The sequence below is a fragment of the Vreelandella neptunia genome (genome assembly GCF_022489065.1).
In the GTDB taxonomy this organism is placed as follows: domain Bacteria; phylum Pseudomonadota; class Gammaproteobacteria; order Pseudomonadales; family Halomonadaceae; genus Vreelandella; species Vreelandella neptunia_A.
On sequence record NZ_JAKVTW010000001.1, the window covers coordinates 212,455 to 235,026 of the forward strand.

At 51.1% G+C, this 22,572-nt stretch carries 18 protein-coding genes, 1 pseudogene and 1 other annotated feature; of the genes and pseudogenes, 15 read left to right on the top strand and 4 right to left on the bottom strand.

The features are described from left to right. Nucleotides 1-5: 5 nt before the first annotated feature. The 5 genes from MLE19_RS01010 (at nucleotide 6) to MLE19_RS01030 (ending at nucleotide 6,588) form a co-directional block, all read left to right on the top strand. Nucleotides 6-1,916, top strand: coding sequence for a TRAP transporter permease (locus MLE19_RS01010; protein WP_240716205.1), 1,911 nt, complete (start codon nucleotides 6-8; stop codon nucleotides 1,914-1,916). Further along, nucleotides 1,913-3,319: an acyclic terpene utilization AtuA family protein gene (locus MLE19_RS01015; RefSeq protein ID WP_240716206.1), complete on the top strand. Its 1,407-nt coding sequence runs from the start codon at nucleotides 1,913-1,915 to the stop codon at nucleotides 3,317-3,319. The genes MLE19_RS01010 and MLE19_RS01015 overlap by 4 nt, the downstream gene beginning before the upstream one ends. Further along, nucleotides 3,306-3,659, top strand: a complete 354-nt coding sequence (locus tag MLE19_RS01020) for an AtuA-related protein (RefSeq protein ID WP_240716207.1) — start codon at nucleotides 3,306-3,308, stop codon at nucleotides 3,657-3,659. Before MLE19_RS01015 ends, MLE19_RS01020 begins: the two co-directional genes overlap by 14 nt. Nucleotides 3,660-3,821: 162 nt before the next feature. Further along, nucleotides 3,822-5,045: a YbfB/YjiJ family MFS transporter gene (locus MLE19_RS01025; RefSeq protein WP_240716208.1), complete on the top strand. Its 1,224-nt coding sequence runs from the start codon at nucleotides 3,822-3,824 to the stop codon at nucleotides 5,043-5,045. A 79-nt stretch (nucleotides 5,046-5,124) separates the two neighbouring features. Continuing rightward, nucleotides 5,125-6,588 (top strand): sodium-dependent transporter, encoded by a 1,464-nt coding sequence (locus tag MLE19_RS01030; RefSeq protein ID WP_240716209.1) that lies wholly within the window; start codon nucleotides 5,125-5,127, stop codon nucleotides 6,586-6,588. A 4-nt stretch (nucleotides 6,589-6,592) separates the two neighbouring features. Here the strand turns inward: MLE19_RS01030 and MLE19_RS01035 are convergent, their stop codons facing one another. From MLE19_RS01035 to MLE19_RS01045, 3 genes are all read right to left on the bottom strand, one after another. Further along, nucleotides 6,593-7,702 (bottom strand): LBF_2804 family protein, encoded by a 1,110-nt coding sequence (locus MLE19_RS01035; protein ID WP_240716210.1) that lies wholly within the window; start codon nucleotides 7,700-7,702, stop codon nucleotides 6,593-6,595. A gap of 43 nt (nucleotides 7,703-7,745) precedes the next feature. Beyond that, nucleotides 7,746-9,047, bottom strand: coding sequence for a Y-family DNA polymerase (locus tag MLE19_RS01040; protein ID WP_240716211.1), 1,302 nt, complete (start codon nucleotides 9,045-9,047; stop codon nucleotides 7,746-7,748). A 65-nt stretch (nucleotides 9,048-9,112) separates the two neighbouring features. Next, complete coding sequence (locus tag MLE19_RS01045; protein WP_240716212.1) at nucleotides 9,113-9,556, bottom strand: LexA family protein; 444 nt, start codon at nucleotides 9,554-9,556, stop codon at nucleotides 9,113-9,115. A gap of 304 nt (nucleotides 9,557-9,860) precedes the next feature. Between MLE19_RS01045 and glyA the strand changes: the two genes are divergently transcribed. The 10 genes from glyA to MLE19_RS23205 all read left to right on the top strand — a co-directional run bounded on the left by glyA (nucleotide 9,861) and on the right by MLE19_RS23205 (nucleotide 21,293). Beyond that, complete coding sequence (glyA, locus tag MLE19_RS01050) at nucleotides 9,861-11,126, top strand: serine hydroxymethyltransferase (protein WP_240716213.1); 1,266 nt, start codon at nucleotides 9,861-9,863, stop codon at nucleotides 11,124-11,126. A 689-nt stretch (nucleotides 11,127-11,815) separates the two neighbouring features. Continuing rightward, nucleotides 11,816-12,880, top strand: coding sequence for a dTDP-glucose 4,6-dehydratase (rfbB, locus tag MLE19_RS01055; RefSeq protein WP_425356793.1), 1,065 nt, complete (start codon nucleotides 11,816-11,818; stop codon nucleotides 12,878-12,880). Then, complete coding sequence (gene rfbD / locus MLE19_RS01060; protein ID WP_240716215.1) at nucleotides 12,877-13,761, top strand: dTDP-4-dehydrorhamnose reductase; 885 nt, start codon at nucleotides 12,877-12,879, stop codon at nucleotides 13,759-13,761. Before rfbB ends, rfbD begins: the two co-directional genes overlap by 4 nt. 83 nt (nucleotides 13,762-13,844) lie before the next feature. Continuing rightward, entirely contained in the window at nucleotides 13,845-14,726 is an 882-nt protein-coding gene (gene rfbA / locus MLE19_RS01065; RefSeq protein WP_240716216.1) for a glucose-1-phosphate thymidylyltransferase RfbA, read from the top strand. Continuing rightward, nucleotides 14,726-15,274: a dTDP-4-dehydrorhamnose 3,5-epimerase gene (gene rfbC / locus MLE19_RS01070; RefSeq protein ID WP_240716217.1), complete on the top strand. Its 549-nt coding sequence runs from the start codon at nucleotides 14,726-14,728 to the stop codon at nucleotides 15,272-15,274. Before rfbA ends, rfbC begins: the two co-directional genes overlap by 1 nt. Further along, nucleotides 15,271-16,110, top strand: a complete 840-nt coding sequence (locus MLE19_RS01075; RefSeq protein WP_240716218.1) for an ABC transporter permease — start codon at nucleotides 15,271-15,273, stop codon at nucleotides 16,108-16,110. Before rfbC ends, MLE19_RS01075 begins: the two co-directional genes overlap by 4 nt. Continuing rightward, entirely contained in the window at nucleotides 16,100-17,467 is a 1,368-nt protein-coding gene (locus MLE19_RS01080; RefSeq protein ID WP_240716219.1) for an ABC transporter ATP-binding protein, read from the top strand. Before MLE19_RS01075 ends, MLE19_RS01080 begins: the two co-directional genes overlap by 11 nt. Continuing rightward, the gene (locus MLE19_RS01085; protein WP_240716220.1) at nucleotides 17,464-20,433 is read left to right on the top strand and encodes a glycosyltransferase; all 2,970 of its coding nucleotides are present in this window, start codon (nucleotides 17,464-17,466) and stop codon (nucleotides 20,431-20,433) included. Before MLE19_RS01080 ends, MLE19_RS01085 begins: the two co-directional genes overlap by 4 nt. A 217-nt stretch (nucleotides 20,434-20,650) precedes the next feature. Then, a complete protein-coding gene (locus MLE19_RS01090) occupies nucleotides 20,651-20,989 on the top strand; it encodes a haloacid dehalogenase-like hydrolase (protein WP_340163098.1) in 339 nt (112 codons plus the stop codon). A 34-nt stretch (nucleotides 20,990-21,023) separates the two neighbouring features. Further along, complete coding sequence (locus tag MLE19_RS23205) at nucleotides 21,024-21,293, top strand: hypothetical protein (protein ID WP_425356794.1); 270 nt, start codon at nucleotides 21,024-21,026, stop codon at nucleotides 21,291-21,293. Here the strand turns inward: MLE19_RS23205 and MLE19_RS01095 are convergent. Then, a pseudogene (locus tag MLE19_RS01095) lies at nucleotides 21,270-22,436 on the bottom strand (IS3 family transposase). The gene MLE19_RS23205 and the pseudogene MLE19_RS01095 overlap by 24 nt on opposite strands. Further along, nucleotides 22,103-22,218: a sequence feature (AL1L pseudoknot), on the bottom strand. Its footprint overlaps the pseudogene before it by 116 nt. Nucleotides 22,437-22,572: the final 136 nt, after the last annotated feature.

A 22,572-nucleotide genomic window follows, 5' to 3' on the forward strand; every position in this document is an offset into this window, starting at 1 on the left:
TGATCATGCGCGAGACAGTTACCAAAGGCTTAGCGCTCCTGCTGGGCGGGCTAATCCTTTATACCTCCGCCACTGGACCGTTCGAGAGCTTGATACAGCGGAGTATCTTTCTCGCGCTGGTCATCCTGCTAGGGCTTGCCGTTTATCCGTTAGGTGCCGGCAAGCGCTGGCGGCCGCTGGGCATTGCGATTGATGGGGTGCTGGCAGTGGGAGTGGTATTCGCCTGCGGCTATGTAGCACTTAACCACGAACAAATTCTGGTCGAACTCCCCTGGGCAACGCCTCGCGACATGCTGTTGACCGGCGTGCTGCTGGTGGCGATTCTGGAGCTTTCGCGGCGCGCCATTGGAGCTATTTTCCCCCTGCTGGTGTTGGTGGGGCTAGCCTACGCATGGCTAGGCGCTGCCATTCCGGGGCCGCTTGGCCACCGAGGGTTCGATCTCTACTACATGACCGAAACCATTTACCTTGGCGACCTAGGCGTGTGGGGCATGCTGGTGGGCGTGGCCGGCACTACCATTGCGGCTTTCGTGCTGTTCGGTTGTTTGCTGCTGCATACCGGGGGCGGCAATACCTTTATGGATCTGGCGCTACGTATTAGCGGCCGCTCACCGGGCGGTGCTGCCAAGGTCGCCACCGTCGCGTCGGGGCTGTTCGGTATGGTCAGTGGCAGCGCGGTGGCCAATGTGGCTACCACGGGCAACTTTACTATTCCGATGATGAAGCGCTTGAACTACCCACGCCCATTCGCGGCAGGGGTCGAAGCTGTGGCTTCTACCGGTGGTCAAATAGCTCCCCCGATCCTAGGTGCTGCCGCATTTATCATGGCGGAAATTCTAGGTGAGAGTTACCTGCGCATTGCGCTCGCCGCTTTGCTACCGGCCATTCTGTTTTACCTGGGCGTATTCATGACCATTCACTTGGTTGCCAAGCGCCGACAACTCCAGGTAGTTCCTGAAGATGAGCTGCCTGCTTGGTCAGACGTCATTCGCCCAGAACGCATTATTCCCATATTAGCGGCTCTAGGCGGGCTGTTTTACGGCGTGCTGAGCGGCCGTTCTATTCAGATGTCGGCGTTCTACGGCATCTTAATGACCGTGCTGACCTTTGTACCCTTTGCGCTAATGGCCAAGATGCTGTTGCGCGAGATTCTCGGCAAGCTGGTGGCGGGCTTGGTCGATGCTGGCAAAGGCATGGTCATTATCGGCGTGCTGCTGGCCGGCGCGCAGATTCTCGTCGCCATGATTGGTATGACGGGTATCGGTGTGACGTTAGCGAGTTTGATCGTCACCGTAGGCGGGGAGTCGCTTTTTCTGGTCGCCTTTATCGTAGGCGGCGTGTGCCTGATTTTAGGCATGGGCATTCCTACCACGGCGGCGTATGTACTGGTGGCCTCGGTACTGGCTCCCGCGCTTACTGCCATTGGCGTTGAGCCGCTAATTGCTCACCTGTTTGTTTTCTACTTCGCTACTCTCTCGGTTATTACGCCGCCTGTCTGTATTGCGGTATTCGTGGCCTCCGGCATTGCCGATACCAACTGGCTGCCTGCGGCAGTGGAGTCGGTGCGCTTAGCGGCGGCGATTTATGTGATTCCTTTCCTGCTGCTGATCTACCCGGCCTTGGCGGGGTTTGGGACTGCCTGGGAAATCGTTCTGGCCAGCTGCCAAGGCGTCGTGTTTGTGGTGGCCTTTGCCGCGCTGATGTCACGCGTGGCGATGACAGGTAAACGGGCCGTTGACGTTGTGGTGCTAGTAGCCGTCATCGGCCTTGCGCTGACCCCCGGCTGGCTGACGACCCTCGCGGCGCTGGCGTTAATTGTTGGCCTGTTTGTTCGCCGCCGAACGTTGCTGGATGACGAGCGGGTATCTGTTCCAGCCAATCCCCACACCCACCAAGCCAAGGAGACCCACCTATGAGCTTTTTATTAGGCAGCGGTGCAGGCTTTTCGGGTGATCGTACCGATGCGGCCGTGGCGGTGGTGGCGGAATTAATAAAGCGTCAGCAACCCTCCGCCTTAGTGTTTGAAACCTTAGGAGAGCGTACGCTGGCGGCGGCGCATCGAGCGATGCGCGATGATCCCGAAAGTGGGTTCGAGCCTCTCTTAGATGAACTGCTGGCCCCGGTACTTCGTGACTGCCTGGATCACAATATCAAAATTATAGGCAACTTCGGTGCGGCGAACCCCAGTGGCGCGTGTCAGGTAGTAGCGGATTTAGCTAGGCAACTTGGGCGCGATGATATTCGTATTGCCCAGGTGCACGGCGACGATATTCGTCAGCAGCTGCATAGCTTGGATTTAGAGCGCTGGGAGGCCGAACGGCTGGAGATGCCGGGTGATGAGGCCCTGATTTCAGCCAACGTCTACCTGGGCGCAAAAGCATTGGCCGAAGCGCTGGCGATGCAAGCCGATGTCGTGGTCACCGGTCGCGTTGCCGACCCGGCGCTATTTTTAGCGCCGCTGATGCACCACTTCAATTGGCGTTGGGACGATTGGGATCGCCTAGCCTGCGGCATGATGGCAGGGCATTTAGCTGAGTGTGGTGCCCAGGTGAGCGGCGGCTATTTTGCAGACCCTGGCTTTAAAGACGTGCCGGGGCTCGCGACCGTAGGCTATCCGATTATCGAAGTTGAGCAGGATGGCAGCTTAATCATCACCAAACCGGCCAATACCGGTGGCTGTGTTACTGAGCAAACGGTGAAAGAGCAGCTGCTTTACGAGGTTCACGACCCGGCTAATTACCTGACCCCGGATGTCACGGTAGATCTCTCCCATGCTGAAGTGCGCCAGCTTTCGCCTAACCGCGTAGCGGTTACGGGAATTCGCGGCAAGCCAGCGCCTGAGCGGCTAAAAACCACGGTGTGCTACGAAGGGGGGTGGCAGGGTGAGGCTGAAATCTCCTACGCAGGCCCCAATGCGTTGGCAAGGGCGCAGCTTGCAGCACAGGTGCTGCGTGAACGGCTAGTGTTTCGTGCTCCCGCTGAGCTGCGTACCCGCTTGGATATCATTGGCCTCGCCAGCGTATTTGATAGCGACAGTGGTGAGCTTCAGCGCAGCACGTCACCTTCTACTAGTGGCGATTACCGGCTTCGCCTAGCGGCAGAACATAGTGAGCGGCGCTGGGTAGCGCGCGCGACCCAGGAGCTATTGGCGCTTTACTGTGCGGGGCCTGCTGGCGGCGGCGGTGTACGCCGCCAGTTCCAGCGGCGGGTATTTACCGCCTCGTATTTGGTGAAACGTAGCGATATTCATGCCCACGCCAGCCTGTTTGAAACAAATCTAAACGGCGTTAGTAGGAGCGACCGCTATGTTGCAAACTGAACACAACCCGCGCACCAAACGTACTCATACCGCAGTGACACTTCACCAGATAGCGCATGCCCGTGCAGGGGATAAAGGCGAACGCCTTAATGTGGCGCTGTTTGCCTATGATTCGGATCACTATGCCACCTTACTGGAACAAGTGACCGAAGAGCGGGTGCTGGCGCTGTTTGCCCATCGCGGTGCCAGCCGGGTGCGGCGTTACCCCTTGCCCAACTTGGCGGGCATGAATTTCGTGATTGATGACGTACTCCAGGGGGGCGTTAACGGTGCGCTCAATTTAGATGGCCATGGCAAAACGCTGTCATTTCTGTTGTTAAGTTTGGAGGTAAATATCTAGCCAGACCTTTAGCCACGCCTCTCGACTTAGGTGGTCATGACGCGCTGCTCGAAACCCCTTACTATGACGGCACTGTACGCACGCTAATCAATATAACGATAGCTACTTTGTTTAAATAGCGCCGCCTTTCGCAAGCCGCTAAGCGCTGGTAAGGAGCACCTGATGACCGCAGCAACGCTAGGTTCCCAACGCTTTCGAGTGCTTCTGGCGGGTGTGTTTAGCCAGATATTGTGCGTTGGGGTGGCGCGTTTTGCCTATACGCCGTTGCTACCGGTGATGCAGCAGCAGACCTGGATGGGCGATGCGGATGGCGGTTGGCTGGCGGCGCTCAACTACGCGGGCTATATGTTGGGCGCGGTGCTGGCCGCCACTATCCGCAGCCTCTACATCAAAGACTTTCTGTTTCGCTGTGGATTAGTCCTGGCGGTGCTTACTACCGCGGGGATGGCGCTCTCCGAGCACTTCTGGGTGTGGGCGGGCATGCGTTTTCTGGCGGGCCTTTCCAGCAGTGCTTCAATGCTATTGGCGTCAGGGCTGATTCTTCACTGGTTATTTCAGCACCGGCAGCGCGGTGAACTGGGCATCCACTTTGCTGGTTTGGGCATTGGCATGGTGGTGGTTTCTGTTTCGGTCGAAATGATGCTGAAGCTGTCGTTTAGCTGGCAAACCCAGTGGTGGGGCTTTAGCTTGCTGGGTGCTGCGCTGCTCGTTCCCGCTTGGCGGTGGTTGCCACGTCCGGAAAAGACCTTGATAGGTGCTCATACGGCGAACAGCCAACCTGCGATGCCACCCACACGTACCTTTATGCGCTGGATGCTCGCTGCCTACTTTTGCGCCGGTTACGGCTACGTGATCAGCGCTACCTTTCTAGTCGCTATTGTTGAGCGTGAACCGTTACTGGCGGGCATGGGCAATTGGACGTTCGCTCTGGCGGGCCTCGCCGCGGCCCCAGCAGTCATGCTATGGGATCTGGTTGCACGCCGTGTCGGCTATCTGGGGGCGCTGATTATTGCCATGGCGATTCAGGTAGTGGGTATTGTGCTGCCTGCCATTACCGCTAATGCAGCAATTGTACTGCTCAGCGCCGTGCTCTATGGCGGCACCTTTCTTGGCTGTGTCAGCCTGGTGCTGACCATGGCGGGTAGGCTTTATCCTTCAAGCCCCGCGCGATTAATGGGGCAGATGACGCTTGCTTATGGCGCCGCCCAGATATGTGCCCCGGCATTAACCGGCATGCTGGCGGAAGCTTCTGGCCACTACGGCGTTGGGCTGTGGCTAGCAGGTGGCTTCGTCACGCTTGGCGCTGTGCTGCTGGCCTGTTTGCGCAAGGTGGATCAAACCGCCCAGCGGTTGGATGCTGCCGCTAAAGCCTCGGTATATGCGTAAACGTCAACAGGCCCTTGTGGGCATGGCCCGTGAAATCCTTTAGGATGAGCGCCTTTTTTCTGACAGGATAAATGGGCAAATGACCTCTTCTGGGCAACCTCGCACTCAGTGGCTAGGCCGCTGGGGGTTTATGTTGGCGGCCACCGGTTCGGCGGTGGGGCTAGGCAACATCTGGAAATTCCCCTATATCACCGGTGAGTTTGGTGGTGGTGCCTTTGTGCTTGTGTACCTGGCCTGTATTTTTGCCGTGGGTGTGCCGGTCATGATGACCGAGATCGCCTTTGGACGGCGCGGCCGTGGCAGTCCTATCGATGCCATTCGCCGCGTGGTCAATGAATCAGGCCGCTCGTCCGCGTGGTCGCTGATTGGCTGGATGGCCATGCTCTGTGGCTTTATGGTGCTGTCATTTTACGTCGTTGTGGCGGGCTGGTCGTTCTCGTATCTATGGAAGATGCTGACCGGTGGCTTAGTAGGCAGCAGCGTCGATGAGATGGCCGCCGTGTTTGGCGCCAACAACGCCAACCCGCTGAATCTCGGTGCCTGGAGTACCTTAGTCACGCTGCTGACCATGTTGATTGTGGGTAAGGGCGTACAGAAGGGGATCGAGAAGAGCGTAAGTTGGATGATGCCAGGACTGGTCATCATGCTGGTGATCCTGATTGGCTTTGGCATGTTTTCTGGCGGCTTTGGCGCGGCGGTGAACTTCCTGTTTTCGTTCAACGCGGGCAGCCTCTCTAGCGAAGGCATGCTGGCAGCACTGGGTCACGCCTTCTTTACCCTCTCGTTGGCCTCCGGGGCGATCCTTACCTACGGCAGCTATTTACCTAAAGATGCTTCCATTGGCCGGACCACTGTCAGTGTGGCCGTGGCGGATACGGTCGTCGCGCTGATGGCGGGGCTAGCGATCTTCCCGGTCATTTTCGCCAACGGCATGAACCCCGGTGAAGGCCCTGGGCTGATTTTTATGAGCCTGCCGCTGGCGTTCCAGGCGATGCCTCTTGGCACGCTGTTTGGCACTCTCTTCTTTTTGATGCTCTCCATGGCCGCATTGACCTCTGCTATTTCCATGGTAGAGGCCACGGTCTCCTGGCTGTGCGATAACAAAGGCATTTCGCGCCCGGCCGCCGCTTGGAGCACGGGTATTGTGCTGTGGACTGTCAGCACCCTGGCGATGCTATCGTTTAACCTGGGCTCGGACTGGACCCTGGCAGGCAAGACCTTTTTCGATTGGCTGGATTACCTGACCTCGCGCTGGATGATGCCGCTGGGCGGGCTGGGCATGGTGCTGCTCGCAGGCTTTATATTGAAGAGCGACTCTTTCCGTGAGGAGCTCGGGCTGGCGCCGCTGCCTTATGTGCTGTGGCTGACCATGGTGCGCTACGTTAGCCCGCTCGGCATTCTGGTCATCTTTGTCGATGCCTTGGGCATATATCAGGTCTCGTTTGCCGTGCACTGGCCGTGGCTGCTAGCGATTCTGGTAGTCATGGCAGCGCTTGGGGAAACCCTAAGCCCGCGGCTACGACATGCGTTAAGGACGGCGTAATCCTCTACGGCATCTGTCCCGATAGTAAACGCCGCTGCTGTGCTTTTATATCCTCACTGCGCAGCGGCGTTTGGCAGGTGGCAAACACCTCCTTTAGAAACCGCTTCCGCGAGCCACGGTAGCTGCCGCTGAGCAGTGCCGCCTGGGTGAGGGCACTGAGCAGTGTCTTACGCGATGGGACACTAAGCTGCGCATACCCCTGTTGGGCGGCTGGCCAATCAATCTCAATCGCTGGGGGTTTATCGGGCAGGCTATCCAGCAGGCGCGCTAAGAGCAGCACTAAATTGGGGTGCGGGTACTGGTTGCGCATAATCAGCTCGCCAACGCCCTGGGCCACGAGTTGGCGGGTATGCTCGTCACTCTCATTCAGTGTTTCCATTAACTGCTTAACCAGCGCAGGGCCCCGCGCCTGTAAGTAGGCTTGTTGAATAATGCGCGCGGCAATCCAGGCGTTCCAAATTGCGTATAACGGCCCGGTTAGCACGGGAAGAAAACCGCGCAGGGTAAGGCGGCCCAATAATCGGCGCAGCAATAAGCGTAGAATAAAACTGCTTAAGCTAATTTTTAAGCGGTAAAACAGTGCCCTGACAGGTATTTTCCAGCCATGCAGATAGGCGTGAGGATCAACACCATAAATAAGACTGCCAGGGCTGGGGTACTCCAACGCTACCCGTGAAACGCCGTGCACAGTGAGTTGGATGTCGGGTTCAAACGGCTCTGTTTGACCGTATCGCAGGCCTGCTAAGCGGGTGATGTTCGCCACGCCGCGCAGCGCATTCCAGTATAAAAAGCCAATTTCCAGCGCGGTAACGGTACCTGCGAAGGCAAGGTAGGCCGCCCAGTAGGGAAGCTGTTCCCGCAGGCTCATCGCTTCCCAGTTGCCAGTGGCAAACTCGCGCATAAACCACTCAGAGCCGCCAATCAGCGTGCCGGAAATCATACCCGCGAGCGCCGCCCAGGCGATGATCCAGCGGCGTGCATGTTTCAGTGCATACGGGTCAGGTGAGTTAAGTGCCGGGTGACGGCGAAAGTAGCCCTGTATATAGCGGTTTGCCCAACGTTGCGCTAGGCCAGGCGCTGGAGCGTACTCTTTATCTGGACGAGTGAGAGACATAGGGGCAAGCGTTTCCTGCGCAGTTGAAGCCTCAGGGTAACGGTTACGTTCGCGAAGTACACGCCTGGATCGCGCCTGGGTGAGTGCCTGCCTGCATTAATTCATCCCATCGGGTGGTAAAACGATTTGAACGGTGGGCGCAGCGTAACTGCCACGCAGCGGGAGCATCCGTCATACCAAAACTAATCGTGCCTTGGCCCATTTGCTGATTGATCTGATCCACCGTGGCCATCAAAAACGGATGGCGATCATGGACAGGTTGATGCAGTAACGACATCTGACACTGCTCGGCATCTACCAGGTCGAGTAGCATCACGCCTGCTTTCATAAATTGATAGCGAGGGCGATGAATCTGCTCAAGCCCCTGGCGAACGGAGTCAAGAATGACGCGGGTGTCATCGCTGGGGGAGGGTAGCGGTATTAATGCATTGGGAAAGTATTGCAGTTGATCTCGCCGGTGGCGATTGGTATTGAGAAACACCATGACAGCACGGGTTAAGCTGCGCTGTTCGCGCAGTTTCTCAGCGCACCGCTGGGCGTGACGGCGCAGTGCGTTATGCACCTCTGCAAAAACGCCGGTGGGCTGACCGAACGAGCGCGATGTCATAATGCGCTCGCGGGGTTTATCTACTGCGTTCATCTCCATACAGGGCGTGCCACGCAGCTCAAGTGCAGTGCGTGCTAACACCACGGAGAAACGCTTACGCAGCTGTTTAGTGTCGCATTCACGCAGATCCCATGCGGTATGAATCCCGCCAACCGCTAGCCGTTCGGCGAGCCGATGGCCGACGCCCCACGCGCTGCCTACCGGGGTATGTTTAAGCAGCGCCTCCGTGGTGTGGTCCTGTCCATTAAGCAGGCAAACGCCTTGGTAGTGTGGGTCTTGCTTGGCAAGGTGGTTGGCAAGCTTGGCTAGGGTATGGGTGGGGGCCAGCCCCACGCACACTGGCAACCCCAAATGACGGCGGATACGCTGGCGCAGCTTACGCCCTAGCGCCTCACACTGCTCAGTGGTGAAGCCTTCTAAATAGACGAACATTTCATCGATGGAGTAGGGTGCAACATCTGGGCAGGCATCGCGCAATAGCTGCGTCAGGCGTGCCGACATATCGCCATAAAGCTCATAATTGGATGACAGTAAGTGAATCTCGCCGCGTTGGCGCAACCCTTCAAGTTTGAAGGCCGGTGTGCCCATCGGGATATCTAGCGCTTTAAGCTCTGCTGAGCGAGCGATAATGCAGCCATCGTTGTTTGACATCACGCCCACTGGCTTTCCTTCGAGCTGTGGCTGAAATACCCGCTCGCAGCTGACGTAAAAATTGTTGGCGTCGATTAATCCGATCATCGCAATTCCCCAGTCCACCGCTAAAGTTCAGTCAGCGCAAAAGTTCACTCAGCACAACAGCTCAGTCAGCGTAAATACTCGTGCACGACGGCCCTCACCACGCCCCAAAGCTGGCAGTCGCTGCCTTCAAGCGGTAGCGGCGGGTAGTCCGGATGGGCAGAGCAGAGGTGTGGAAAGCCCTGGTGAAGCGCATAGCGTTTGATCAGTACTTCACCTTCAAACATCGCCACCAAAAAATGCCCTAACCGGGGCTTAACACCGCGATCGACAATCAGTAGATCTCCGTCGTAAATCCCCCAGCCCTCCATGCTGTCCCCCGTCGCAGTGACATAAAACGTCTCAGTGGGGTTTTTAACCAACCGAACATTGAGATCTAGCGTGCGTGGCTCGTAATCCTGCGCAGGGGAAGGAAAGCCACTAAAACCCGCGCGGCCCAGAAATGTTAAATAAGGCAGCGGTTGAGAGGTTAACGGCAAGGCGGGGGTAAAGTGAGATGACTGGCCCGGCATCGTCGGCATCCTGGCTGTTTAAATTATGTATGGATATACAGTATTTAATGTTAAGGCAGAAATTGCAAATCGTCGTGTAACAGCGAAATCACCGAGCCTCGTTCTCAATCACCCATTGAGGTACGCGCATGGGCGAAATGGAAAGGCTATGCTGTCCAATCGGTCAGCATTTAATGGCTGGCCCAACATGAAACACGCTCATGCACGACCTGACGCGGATGCGATGAAAGTCGCCTCAGGCTGCGTTATGATAGCGGCCTCGCTTCTTCCATGATGACCCTTTCTCGTTACGAGGTTCCCGCCGATGTTCAGCCGCGATATGACAATTGCCGGATTCGATGATGTGCTGTTTGATGCCATGCAGAAAGAAGTGGCGCGCCAGGAAGCCCACATCGAACTGATTGCTTCCGAAAACTACGCCAGCCCCCGCGTACTTGAAGCCCAGGGCAGCCAGCTGACCAATAAATACGCTGAAGGCTATCCCGGTAAGCGCTATTACGGCGGCTGTGAATTCGTGGATATCGCTGAAAACCTGGCCATCGATTACGCCAAAGAGCTGTTCGGCGCTACCTACGTCAACGTACAGCCGCACTCTGGCTCGCAGGCCAACAGCGCCGTTTTCCAAGCGTTGGTAAAACCAGGTGATACCATTTTAGGTATGAGCCTGGATGCCGGTGGCCACCTGACCCACGGTGCCAAGCCGAGCTTTTCGGGCAAGCACTACAATGCCATTCAGTACGGCTTAAATGAGCAAGAGCTGATTGATTACGACCAAGTGGCTCAGCTTGCCCGTGAGCACAAGCCCAAAATGATCATCGCCGGTTTCTCTGCCTATTCACAAATTGTGGATTGGGCCAAGTTCCGCGAAATCGCCGACGAAGTGGGCGCTTACTTACTGGTCGATATGGCCCACGTATCAGGTCTAGTCGCGGCGGGCGTTTATCCCAGCCCCTTGCCGCACGCCCACGTGGTGACCTCTACTACCCACAAAACCCTACGCGGCCCACGCAGTGGCGTGATTCTATCTGCTGAAAACGACGCAGATATCGAGAAGAAGCTACAGTCGGCGGTATTTCCCGGTGGCCAGGGCGGCCCCTTGATGCACGTGATCGCCGCCAAAGCAGTGTGCTTTAAAGAAGCCATGGCGCCTGAGTTCAAAACCTACCAGCAGCAGGTAATCAAAAATGCCAAGGCAATGGCCAAGGTGTTTATCGACCGCGGTTACGACATCGTCTCGGGCGGTACGGAAGATCACCTCTTCCTGCTCTCGCTGATCAAGCAGGGCGTAACCGGTAAAGACGCCGATGCAGCGCTTGGCCGTGCCCACATCACCGTCAACAAGAACGCCGTGCCAAACGACCCGCAAAGCCCGTTCGTCACCTCTGGCCTGCGTATTGGCACACCGGCGGTGACCACGCGCGGTTTCGGTGAACAAGAGTGTACCGAGCTAGCTGGCTGGATCTGCGACATTCTAGATGTGTTGGCCAAAGGCGAAGACACCAGCGCCATCGAAGCGAAGGTGCTGGATAAAGTGGCTGAGGTTTGTTCAAGACTGCCAGTTTATAAATAAGCAACGAATGCTGTAACTAGCCTAGCTAGCCTAGCGTTCGATAAAAGCCGCTGAAGATCACACTCTTCAGCGGCTTTGTCTTTTATGGCTTCTAAAATGCAAAATGGGAGCTCCTCCTGCTGATGGCCTGCCGCGCCGTTTTCGCTGAACCTCGGGAGTTAAAGGCAACCAAAACCTGGTTTTCCAACTGGCTGCCAGCCCGTAAAGATTCGCCCCCCTTGCACTGGATAAGGTATCATTGCGCGCATTTGCGGTGGTATGGCGCTCATGAAGATTCATACCGCTCCTCGCATTGGGATGAGCTAACCCACGAGCATCATTAACTGTGGGGCCAGTGCGCATTAAAGTAAAATCGCAGTGACCGAGCGCTAAACACTGTCGCTGGTATGCCAAATGCTAAATAAGGCTAGGGCAAGGGAAATGTCCGTAATAATCCCTGGGCGGTAGCGTGCCTGAAAGGTTTTCAAGATGAAAAGTGCTAGAGGTTGCGGCCACTTTTGCCCTTCGTATGATCCTGCTAGCCCAGCCGCCCTAGCCAGCAGTGGTGTGTTAATCCCCGCCGAAGCGCTGAAAAACGTTTCTAACGTCAACACTCGGCTGTTGAAGTGTTAATAATCGTTCTTTTCTTTTTTAACTAGCAATGAACGCATAAGTAACTAAAAGATCAGTAGAAGGAAATTATGATGCCAATGACATTCCTCGTCACAGGCGGTGCCGGATTCATAGGTTCAGCAGTCGTGCGTGAACTGATTGCCAATAGCGATCATCGCGTCGTCAATGTCGATAAATTGACCTATGCCGGAAACCTTGAATCGTTGGCCGATGTAGCTGAAGACCCACGCTATACATTTGAGCAGCATGATATTGGTGATGCAGGCGCAATGAAGCAGGTGTTTGAAAAGCATCAGCCCGATATCGTTATGCACCTGGCGGCAGAAAGTCATGTGGACCGTTCTATCGACGGGCCAGCGGACTTTATTCAGACCAATATCGTTGGCACCTCGGTCTTACTCGAAATTGCCCGGCACTACTGGAAGAACCTTCAGGAAACCGACCCCAGCAAAGCCGCAGGCTTTCGGTTTCACCATATTTCGACTGATGAGGTCTATGGTGACCTTGACGGCCCTGAAGGGCTGTTTACCGAAACGACCCCTTACGCGCCGAGCTCACCCTATTCGGCAAGCAAAGCCAGCTCAGACCATCTCGTTCGTGCTTGGCAGAGAACCTTCGGCTTGCCGACGTTAGTGACTAATTGCTCTAACAACTACGGCCCCTATCACTTCCCAGAAAAACTCATTCCGCTGGTACTGCTGAATGGTTTGGCTGGCAAACCGTTGCCGGTTTATGGCGATGGACAGCAGATTCGCGATTGGCTGTATGTAGAAGACCACGCCCGCGCCTTAATCAAGGCCGCCAGCGAAGGGGTGATTGGCGAAACGTATAATATTGGCGGCCACAATGAAAAAACCAACCTGGAAGTGGTCGAAACGATATGCGACCTTCTTCAGGAACAGCGGCCCCTTGAAGAAGGCCATTACCGCGACCTAATCACTTTCGTGAAGGACCGTCCAGGGCATGACCTTCGCTATGCAATTGATGCGGGTAAGATCGAGCGCGAACTAGGGTGGCGCCCCGAAGAAACGTTTGAAACCGGGTTGCGCAAAACGGTGCAGTGGTACCTGGCAAACGAGAAGTGGTGGAAGCGTGTGCAGGATGGTAGCTACCAAGGCCAACGTTTAGGAGCAGGGGCATGACAAGCACCAAACGCATCCTATTAACGGGTGCCAGTGGTCAGGTGGGCTTTGAATTGCAGCGTCAGTTATGCCTGCATGGTGAGATAGAAGCACCCACCAGCCAGCAATTGGATCTCGCAGACCCGGTGGCGGTTGAAAACTGGCTGGTGGAACGAAAACCCGACCTTATCGTCAATGCGGCTGCTTATACAGCGGTCGACAAAGCAGAAGACGAGACTGATCGGGCCCGGCGTTTGAATGCCGAGTTGCCCGCTCAGCTAGCGGCGTACTGCGCCGAACAAGGTGCTGACCTAGTGCATTATTCCAGCGACTACGTCTACCCTGGCAGCGGAACTACCGCATGGAGCGAAACGAGTGCCAACGGACCGTTAAGCACCTATGGGCAAACCAAGCTCGATGGCGACCAGGCGATTATGGCGAGCGGTTGCCAGCATTTGATTTTCCGAACGAGCTGGGTCTATAGCGCCCGCGGTAACAACTTCATGAAAACGATGCTACGCCTAGGGCGTGAGCGTGAAGCGCTTAGCATTGTAGCGGACCAAATTGGCGCACCAACCCCGGCGCGTCTTATTGCCCAAGTGACCGCCATGGGCTTAAGCCAGGAAATTCCCTCAGGCCTATATCACTTGGCCCCTCGTGGCGAAACCAGTTGGCACGGGTTTGCCGAGGCGATTTTTAAGATGGCAGAAGCTCGGGGGGAGACGCTTGCGATAGACCAAGCTCGATTAGCAGGGATACCAACGACAGATTACCCGACCCCAGCGACTAGACCACTGAATTCCCGGCTCGATCTCAGCAAACTCGAAAAGGCACTACAAGTTAAGTTGCCAGACTGGCAATCACAGCTTGAATTGACACTAGCAGAGTACTTGGAGCCCTAAATTATTAAAGGCTCACAGTACTACATCGATATTAATCTTTTGGTTCTGATGGATAGAATCGCTTAAAAGCAATAGGGGGCCAAATGGCACGTAAAGGAATTATTCTCGCAGGTGGCTCGGGCACACGCCTTCATCCGATAACACGCGGTGTGTCCAAGCAGTTATTGCCGATTTACGACAAACCAATGATCTATTATCCCGTCTCGGTACTAATGCTGGCGGGCATCCGCGAAATTCTTATCATCTCCACTCCTGAAGACCTGCCGCAATATCAAAATTTACTGGGCAGCGGTGAGCCGTTTGGTGTGCGTTTTGAATACAAGGTTCAGCCAAGCCCGGATGGCCTGGCGCAGGCCTTCATCATCGGTGAAGAGTTTATTGGTAATGATCCAGTCTGCCTTGTGTTGGGAGATAATATATTCCACGGACAGCACTTTTCCGAGCAATTGAAGCGAGCTTCCTCTCAAGCTAGCGGAGCGACAGTATTCGGTTATCTAGTGAAGGATCCAGAGCGTTTTGGGGTAGTTGAGTTCGATGCAGATGGTAAAGCTATTTCCATCGAAGAGAAGCCGAAACAACCCAAGTCAGCGTATGCGGTGACCGGGCTCTATTTCTACGACAATGATGTGGTCGAAATTGCCAAGCAGGTCGAGCCTTCTGAACGTGGCGAACTGGAAATTACCAGTATCAATAATGCCTACCTGGAGCGTGGTGATCTTAATGTAGAAAGGCTAGGCCGTGGTTTTGCTTGGCTGGATACAGGGACTCACGACAGCCTACTGGAAGCCAGCCAGTATGTGCAGACGATCGAACACCGCCAGGGATTAAAGGTCGCTTGCCTAGAAGAGATCGCTTGGCGTAACGGCTGGATAAGTGATGAAGCGCTGGAAGCTGAAGCCGATGCGTTGGTCAAAACCGGTTACGGGCAGTATTTGAAACACATTTTGAAAGGTAATTTGAACTAATGAAGGCGACACCTCTTGAAATTTCGGACGTCATCCTTTTCGAGCCCCGAGTCTTCGGCGATGAGCGGGGCTTCTTTTTTGAAAGCTTCAATCAAAGCCAGTTTAACAAAGCGGTAGGGCGCGAAGTGGCCTTTGTTCAAGACAACCACTCCAAATCAGCAAAAGGGGTGTTACGTGGCCTGCACTATCAAATGCCACCCCATGCCCAGGGTAAACTGGTCAGGGTTGTTCAAGGTGAAGTGTTCGATGTGGCAGTAGACATCCGCCGCAACTCACCGACCTTTGGCAAGTGGGTAGGGGCGCTTCTCTCTGCTGATAATAAGCATCAGCTTTGGGTGCCGGAAGGTTTTGCACATGGTTTTATAACGCTAAGCGACACGGCGGAATTTCTTTATAAAACCACAAACCTCTACGCACCAGAGAGTGAGCGTGCCATTATCTGGAATGACCCGGATATCGGCATTCAGTGGCCTGCTGAGCTGGAACCAAAGCTCTCCGGTAAAGACAGTGTTGCCCCGGCATTCAAGGACGCAGAGGTTTTTGAATGAATCCACATGCATCACAACCTTTGTCGCCTGTGGCCTTAGCACGATCTTGCATACAACACCGAAATCTAATCCTTCAAATCACGCGGCGAGAGGTGGTAGGCCGTTATCGTGGGTCTGTTATCGGCCTGGGTTGGTCCTTTTTAAATCCCTTGCTTATGCTGGCTGTTTTTACGTTTGTTTTTTCCGTAGTTTTCCAAGCCAAGTGGGGCGTGGCGATGGAAGGGGAGGCCGAAGGCAAAGGCTTTTTTGCTGTTGTGCTATTTATTGGTTTGATCGTGCACGCATTATTTGCTGAAGTTCTAACTCGCTCCCCAGCATTGATACTAAGCAATGTAAATTACGTCAAAAAAGTCATCTTTCCTCTGGAAATACTGCCGATATCCGCAGTGCTTAGTGCAATGTTCCACGCTGCTATCAGCATAGGTGTGTGGCTGCTTGCCCACCTTTTGTTCATAGGAATACCAAGCTGGCAGGCAATATTTTTACCCTTGGTGCTACTTCCGCTTATTACCTTGTCGCTGGGAGTGAGTTATATATTGGCGTCACTAGGCGTATTTCTAAGGGATATTGGTCAAACGATGGGCATAATAGCCACGGTGTTATTGTTCCTTTCGCCAGTTTTCTTTCCGATAGAGCGGCTACCTGAACAATATCAACCATTGTTCATGGCTAATCCTTTAACCTTTATTATAGAGCAGGCGCGTGACGTATTGATCTGGCAAAAACTGCCCGACTTCTCGGGAATATTAGTCTATATGCTCTATTCAGTGGCCATACTTTTTCTAGGTTTTGCCTGGTTCCAGAAGACCAGAAAGGGGTTTGCGGATGTGCTCTGATATTGCAATTAAGGTTGAAGGCCTCAGCAAGCGTTTTGAAATATTTGACCAGCCCCGCGACCGGCTCAAGCAAATGCTTGTCCCAAGAGTACAACGCGCGCTAAGTAAGCCTCAGTCTCAATTTTTCAAGGAGTTCTGGGCACTGAAAGGTGTTTCCCTAGAAGTAAAAAGAGGCGATACGGTTGGGATAATCGGCCGCAATGGTAGCGGCAAGTCGACTCTGCTACAGATTATATGTGGCACATTGACGCCAACCATGGGGAAAGTTGAAACCAATGGCAAAGTGGCGGCTCTTTTGGAGCTTGGTTCTGGTTTTAATCCGGAGTTTACCGGGCGAGAAAATGTTTATCTTAACGCCTCGCTCTATGGACTTTCTGAATCACAAGTAACTGAACGATTCGCCAAAATTGAAAAATTTGCTGAAATAGGCGATTTCATTGATCAGCCTGTAAAAACCTATTCCAGTGGCATGATGGTAAGGCTGGCCTTTGCTGTGATCGCGCATGTGGATGCCGACATTCTGGTGGTGGACGAAGCGTTATCTGTAGGTGATGCTGTTTTTACCCAGAAGTGCATGCGCTTTATTAGATCTTTTCAGGAACATGGAACCTTGTTGTTCGTAAGCCATGATGCTTCAGCAGTTCAGAACCTATGTAAAAGCGCAGTCTGGTTGGGAAATGGAGAGGTTAGGCTAACAGGGACTGCAAAAGATGTATCAGAAGCTTATTTACAATACAATTTGCAAGAAATATACGGTGAAAAAGCTGAGTTGTCTAGTTTGGACAACGAAGTGTCAAACATCGAAAGGGTAAATTTCGATGAATCTCAAAATCAAAATCAAAATCAAAGTCAGGAGCAGATTTACAGCAGTAACTATCATATAAAGAATAACTTGAGCGAGGCCAACGGCTGGACAACAGGCGATGCTAATATAAATTCAGTTGAACTGTTGGACGAAGACGGTAATCTTAGCCCTGTGTTTAAGGGAGGCGAAAAAGTCAAATTAAAGATTCAGGTAGAGGCTTATAAGGATTTTGTCCAGCCGATCCTTGGGTTTTTGGTAAAAGATCGGCTTGGTCAAGATCTCTTTGGAGAAAATACCCTGCCATTTACCTCACTTGATTCCAGGCCGGTTAAAGCTGGTCAATCATTGGAAGGTGAATTTTGTTTTGATCTTCCTATGCTGCCTGATGGCCAATATTTTGTCATGGCTTCTTTTGCTGATGGGGATTTACACAATAATGTACAGCATCACTGGCTACATGATGCGATTGTAATAAATATATCGTCCAACAAGATTCGCTGGGGTCTTGTTGGTATTAAATTCAACAAAGTATCGTTAGATATATCTATATGAAAACACTAAGAGAATTGTACCAAGAACATGAAGGCAAGGTTTCCGATAAATGGGATATTTACCTTAGTGAATACGATAGATTTTTTTCTCCATACAGGGAGAAAAAAATAAGGCTATTAGAAGTCGGCGTTCAAAATGGCGGGTCTCTGGAAATATGGAATAAGTATTTCCCTAATGCCGATTTGTTAGTCGGATGTGATATTAACGAGGATTGTAAGCTTCTAGAGTATAATTCTGAAAAAATAAAAATTGTAGTTGGCGATGCTAATTTAAATAAAACCGAAAAAGATATAAGAGATATTTCCAGCTATTTTGATATTATTATAGATGATGGTTCACATACAAGCGCAGACATAGTACTTACTTTTTCTAAATATTTTCCTTATCTTAAGGATGGAGGAGTTTTTGTTGCAGAAGATTTACATTGCAGTTATTGGAAAAATTATGGCGGCGGTCTTTACGATTTAACTTCTTCAATAAGTTTTTTTAAACAGCTTGTGGATATAATAAACTATGAGCACTGGGGTTTAAATAAAGGTATAAGTGAAGCAATAAGTGTTTTCAATGCTAAATATGGTTTGAGTTTAAATTTAAATGATCTTGAGAAAATTCATTCCATTGAATTTGTTAATTCTCTTTGTATTGTTCACAAAAAAACAGCCAGCAATAACCGTTTAGGTCGAAGAAATATAGTTGGTCATGACGAGCTGGTAATGCCGGTGCTTGAAAGCTTAAACGGAAGTTTTGGACAGCCTTTTCTCCAGGATGAGGAAGATGAAGATAGTATTCATCCCTTGTTAAGAATTGAGCAGCGAGATGAAGAAATCAATGAAATTAGAAGAAAGGAATTGTTGCTTGAAGATGAAATATCCAAGCTTGGTCAGCAGATAAATAGTCGTGAAAGTGAAATTGAAAAACTTGAAAGTGAAATTGAAAAATATAAGCAACAGCAAGTCACCATTGGATCAGGCCTTGTTGATTGTAAGAAAAATAATGAGCAGTTAGAAAAAGACATATTTAATTTAATTAGTTCAAAAAGTTGGAAAGTTACTAGACCTCTTAGGTTAGTTGCCTCAGCTGGAAAAAAATGTCACAACTTAATTACTTTCACATTGACTGCCCTTAAGAAAACTGGTGGCTTTAGAAGCGCATTTCGTAAAGCTACAAAACTTTATAGAAATGAAGGTATAAAGGGACTGTCAAGAGGTTATCATTTTGTAGTAAATGGATCGCATGAGTCAGTAACAGTAAATCATCATAATTACGAAAAATGGATTCTGAGTTACGATGTTCTCTCTGAAGAAGAAAAATATCGGATTCAATCTGATATAAAAAGCTTTAAATGTACTCCGCTTGTCTCTATTGTAATGCCTGTTTACAACCCGAATATCACATGGCTTGATGAGGCGATCAAGTCTGTTCAAGCACAGTTGTATGAAAACTGGGAGCTATGTATAGCTGATGATAATTCAAAAAATAATAATATAAAGAAATTTTTAGAAAAACAACAGTCGACTGATGCGCGGATCAAGGTAGTATACCGTGATAAAAACGGCCATATTTCTGCTGCTTCTAATAGTGCTTTAGAAATCGCTTCAGGTGAATGGGTAGCTCTGATGGATCAAGATGATTTATTGCCAGAGCACGCATTATATTGTGTGGCAAAGGCTATCAATGAAAACCCCGAAGCAGGTCTGATTTATTCAGATGAAGATAAAGTAGACGAAGCGGGAAACCGGCATAGCCCTTATTTCAAATCTGATTGGAACAGAAGTTTGTTTTATTCACAAAACATGATTTGTCATCTTGGAGCCTATAGGAAAAGCTTGATTGATAAAGTTGGGGGGTTTCAGGAAGGTTTGGAAGGAGCTCAAGACCATGATTTGGCGTTAAAGGTTATTGAGCTTCTCAAAGATGAAGCTATTGTTCACATACCAAAAATTCTTTATCACTGGCGCGTTCATTCTCAAAGTACCGCGGGTGGTGCTGATGCCAAGCCTTACGCTGCTATAGCAGGTGAAAAAGCTATCAAGGGTCATATGGAGCGTAGTGGTATAAAGGCGGATGTCACCTCTAATCAATATGGTTATCGAGTAAAATATAGTCTTCCTGACATCCTTCCAAAAGTGTCGTTGATCATACCAACTAGGAACGGTCATGATTTAGTAAAAATTTGCATTGAAAGTATAATTAGCAAAACCACATATGCAAACTATGAAATTATTCTAATTGATAACGGTTCTGATGATCCTGAGTCGTTAGAATACTTTTCAAAGCTAGAAACTAATTATGACAACATAACTATTAAGCGCGATGAGAGGCCTTTTAATTATTCAGCTTTAAATAACGATGCTGTAAAAGTAGCGAAGGGCGATATTATTGGTCTTGTTAATAACGATATTGAAGTTATTGAACCAGAATGGCTTTCAGAAATGGTTAGCCAAGTGATTCAACAAGGAGTGGGTGCAGTAGGTGCCAAATTGCTTTATCCGACCGGACTGGTTCAGCACCCAGGCGTTGTCATTGGAATTGGTGGCGTAGCGGGGCACGTATTCCATAACATTCATCCCAACGATCCTGGTTACTTTGGCCGTTTGAATTTAGTAAATGAATACTCGGCAGTTACGGCTGCGTGTCTACTGGTTAAGAAAGAAGACTATGAAGAAGTTGGCGGTTTAAATGAAGATGATTTAAAAATCGCATTTAATGATGTTGATCTATGTTTAAAATTGAAAGAATTAGGTCTCAGAAATATCTATACACCTTACGCTTTGCTTTACCATCATGAGTCAGCGTCAAGGGGTTATGAAGATAATCCTGAAAAAATTGCCCGCTTTAATAGTGAGATTCGCTACATGGAAGCTAGATGGGAAAAGTACATTGAACATGATCCTTGCTATAACCCTAATTTAACACTAAAGCATTCAGACTTTAGTTTGGCTTGGCCGCCGAGAGGTGTGTATTAAATGAATAGTGATGAGCAATCAGTGCTTTACATCGATCTCCACGGCACATTACTTGATTCTGACATGCTGGTTGAGTCAGGTTTTTCATTTATTAAGAACAAGCCCTATAAACTGCTTTCTCTCTTCGGTTGACTAAGTAGAGGGAAAGGCTCAGCTCAAAGCACATCTTGCGGAAACTAATTGCGTAGATGTTACTGTGTTGCCCTATAACCAGCGTGTGCTTGGGTTAATTCAAGAGGCCAAAGACGAAGGCCGGCACGTGATTCTCGCTACTGCCACTCATAGGATTCTAGCCGAGCGTGTGGCTGAGCACTTAGGATGTTTCGATAAAGTTTTAAGCAAAGATAATGGCTCAATCTATCCACGGACAGAAAAAAGGGAGCTACTGGTTGAGCGGTTTGGTGAAAGAGGCTATGAGTACGTCGGCAACTCTACCGACGATTGTGAAGTATGGCGATATGCCAATGCTGCGGTAATGATAAATCCAGAAAGAGGTGTTGAAAGACGTGCGAGGAAGGAAGCAAATGTAACAGAGATGTGTTTATCTATTAAATGATCTTATTGGCCTGAATGGCGACAGGCATCATTCCATCAAGAAACACCGGCCGTTTCCAGCTGGGCACATCTCGATCATGCTGGGTTTGGTGTCGTTTCCATGTCTGCTTTTATTGGCTTTCTTAGGGGCGTGGCTCCTTTTACCCATCGAGTTTGTTGGTGTATTGTTGGTCTACTACGCATTGACCTTTAGTTATTCGCTATGGTTGATGCGTTTTATAGCGGTAGATTTGATAGATTTGGCTAGCTTGTATATTATAATAACCTTTAAACCGCCCAGGTTATTCTGGAGACCGGTTGTTTGATTCATGCAGCTTCGCCCGACTTCTCCAGTTGACGATAAACGTTCTTTCACGTTCTGCTTGTGGAGCGTTTCCGACGGGTTCCAGCAAACGGCAATTGTTAAACTAGTCAACCCACTTCAGCGTGGCATATTCTACGGCATCTCGCCCCTTTCATGGACCGCGACGGTGAATCGCCTCCGTTTTGAATAAGCCGATTATGGTCTCGGCTAGCGCATTGTCGTAGGAGTCGCCGGTGGTGCCGACTGAAGCATCGATACCCTCATCAGCCATACGTCAGTGTAGCGGATCGAGAGATATTGGCCTCCTCGATCACTATGATGGTTCAATCCTTGCCTGTGCCTTCGTGCCCATCCAGAGCGTCCAGTACCAGTGCCGTTTTCATCGACGTCGCTACACGCTAACCTACCATAGAGCGTGCATAAACAGCGACAAAGTAAACGAAGCCAGACCAAGTAGCGACATAGGTAAAGTCGGCCACCCAAAGCTGATTAGGACGTATTGCCGTAAAGTCACGCTTCACTAGATCAGGTGCCCGTTTCTGGGCGGAATCACTGATAGCCGTGAAGGAGCGTTGGCTTCGCGCCTCGCCGCGTATTACCAGACGATGCATGAGCCGTGCTATGTATGATGCAACGAGCAATTTCAACGCCCTCACGACGGAGTTGCCGCCAGACCTTACGAGCACCTTAGACGCGGAAGTTTTCCTCCCACACCCGCTGAACCCCAGCCTTAAGAAACGCATCCTGCTGATATCGATCTGCCCGCCGTTCAGAATCGGCCTCCAGTGCCTTGTGGTGGTAATGCGTCGATGGGGCGATTGGCAGCAGGCTACAAATCGACTCGACCCATACTGAGCACGATGCTCGTCGATAAACGACACCATTAATTGGGTTTGCGTTTGAGCTCCGTCTGGGCGAAAAAAGCAGCCGCCTTACGGAGAATTTCATTGGGGCGCTTCAATTCGGAATTTTCACGCTTTAGCTGCTTGACTTGCTCACGTTCAGAAAGGTTAATCAAGCTGTCTTCCTGTGAGACTTCTGTGCGTTTGCACCAAGCCCTCAAGATCAACGGTTTACAGCCGAACTTGTTGGTAATGTAACAGATCGCCGCCCACTTGGACTGGTATTCGCCTTGCTGTTCAATGACTAATCAAACAGCTTGCTCCCGGACTTCTGGGGAATACCGTTTTGGTGAGTTCATGACTCCACCCTCTCAAAATATATAGTCTCCGGTAAAGCCGGGGCGGTTCAGTATATTTTAGTTTTTATTTTTTGGGTTA